Below are 2153 nucleotides of genomic sequence, written 5' to 3'. Positions count from 1 at the left end.
ATTTACGGAATATATTTTTACTGCAAGGAACTCTGTTGAGTGTTTTTGGCGGAATTATCGGTTTGTTATTGGGTGTTGTTTTTGTTGTATTACAGCAACAGTATGAACTGATAATGATAACTCCCACACTGGCTTATCCAGTGGTTTTTACTATAGAAAATATACTTATTGTAATGGCTACTATAATAACGCTTGGTTTTATTGCTTCGTTAATCGCGAGCAGCCGAGTGAGTAAGAAGTTGTTGGATTAATTTTTCTTAACAAATTCCACCAACCACCTTTTTTACTTTTAAAATTCTAAAAGATATAACCAAATTTGAATTGGAAATTAATAACCACTTCATTTTCATCAATTGTGTAAGTATAAGGTTTGTTAAAAAAATTGTGTCTATAGCCAATTCCAGCAGAACACTCAGAATAAAAATGCTTACGGATACTAGTTCTTCGAATACCATATTCCGGAATTATAGAAATGAAAGGAGCAGCTTCAAAATCCTTGGTGTTTACTAAAGCCATTCTACTAGGAACATAAGTCGTTAAAAGAGAAAAATAATTAGAACCGTTATTTATTGTGTTTTTGTTCAAACGATTACGGCGGTCTAAACCATAATACCAACGTGGCTCTATATTAATATACGGTACGATTAAAAAAGATGTTTCCGTTTTACCATCAGGATATTTCGCAGTTGAAGATCCGGTTGAGAGTCCAATTTCACTTCTTAATGTTATTTTTCGGTCTAATCGTGTTTCATTCTGAAAGCTAAGACTAAGTAATCCAACCTGCACACTATTCAAACTTTTTTCAACCGATACTTGTTGTGTTTCTTGTGCGTTTGCTAAAAAACTTATTAAAACTAAACCTAAAACTAAATAATTTTTCATCTTATATTTTTTGCAAAAGTAATTTTTATTTTACAAAATCAAAGAGAGGAATCAATAATTACACCATTTGATAATCTGCATAAGCCTCTTCTATCTCATTCAAAACAGTAAATAATTCTTCTGGGCGATCTAGTGTTACTAATTTTTGTTTGTACGTTTTGAAAGAATGAATTCCTTTGAAATAATTGGTGTAATGCGGTCTTGTTTCAACAATACCAAGTCTTTCTCCTTTCCATTCCATTGCCCACGTAAGGTGATTACGCACGGCTTCGGCTCTGTCGGCAACGGTAGGTTTTGCTAGATGCTCGCCTGTTTTGAAATAATGCTTGATTTCGTTGAAAATCCAAGGATAACCAATGGCGGCACGACCAATCATTATTCCGTCGATACCATATTCGTTTTTATAATGCAATGCTTTTTCGGGGGAATCAATATCTCCGTTACCAAAAATAGGCATTGTGATTCTTGGATTGTTTTTGACACGGGCAATATGTGACCAATCGGAGTGGCCTTTGTACATTTGGGCACGGGTTCTGGCGTGGATGCTCAAAGCGGCGACACCAATATCTTGCAAACGCTCGGCAACCTCGTCTATATTTATAGAGCTGTCGTCCCAACCCAAACGTGTTTTTACGGTAACAGGCAAATGCGTGCTATCAATAACGGCTTGAGTTAAGCGAATCATTAAATCTACGTCTTTCAAAACACCGGCACCGGCGCCTTTACAAACGACTTTTTTGACAGGGCAACCAAAATTGATGTCTATTAAATCTGGGTTTACAGTAGAAACTATTTTGGACGATAACGCCATTGCTTCTTCGTCACCGCCAAAAATTTGGATTCCTACGGGTCTTTCATAATCGAAGATGTCTAATTTCATTCGGCTTTTGATGGCGTCGCGAATTAGTCCTTCGGAAGAAATAAATTCGGAGTACATTAAATCGGCGCCATGTGTTTTGCACAATCTGCGGAATGGAGGGTCACTCACATCTTCCATAGGTGCTAACAATAGGGGGAATTCTGGTAATATAATGTTGCCAATCTTAATCATCGTCCTTTAAATTTTTTGCAAAATTACATCTTTTAAGCGAAAGGATAAAAAACTTAATGACATTAGATAAGTAAGAGGGTGATTTTGAATAATATGGTAACTAATTAAGGGGTATATGTATTACAATTTGAAAAGACTTTGGGTAAATGCTTGAGTTTCCTATTTTGAAACTTTGAAACTGTTGAATTTAGAGTATATTTGCAGATTAATTGTCGCTTTA

At 35.6% G+C, this 2153-nt stretch carries 3 protein-coding genes; 1 reads left to right on the top strand and 2 read right to left on the bottom strand.

The genetic code is table 11. The features are described from left to right. Window positions 1-251: FtsX-like permease family protein (locus VFS71_RS02325; RefSeq protein ID WP_326399156.1), on the top strand; the 251-nt coding region annotated here is incomplete at its 5' end. A gap of 46 nt (window positions 252-297) precedes the next feature. Here the strand turns inward: VFS71_RS02325 and VFS71_RS02320 are convergent. Then, window positions 298-882 (bottom strand): hypothetical protein, encoded by a 585-nt coding sequence (locus VFS71_RS02320; protein ID WP_326399155.1) that lies wholly within the window; start codon window positions 880-882, stop codon window positions 298-300. Between the two features lie 58 nt (window positions 883-940). Next, the gene (gene dusB / locus VFS71_RS02315; RefSeq protein WP_326399154.1) at window positions 941-1933 is read right to left on the bottom strand and encodes a tRNA dihydrouridine synthase DusB; all 993 of its coding nucleotides are present in this window, start codon (window positions 1931-1933) and stop codon (window positions 941-943) included. Between the last annotated feature and the right edge of the window lie 220 nt (window positions 1934-2153).

It is taken from the genome of Flavobacterium sp. (assembly GCF_035760125.1).
Classification (GTDB): domain Bacteria; phylum Bacteroidota; class Bacteroidia; order Flavobacteriales; family Flavobacteriaceae; genus Flavobacterium.
The sequence above is the reverse complement of the archived record's forward strand: the minus strand, read 5'-3'. Positions and strand labels throughout refer to the sequence as shown.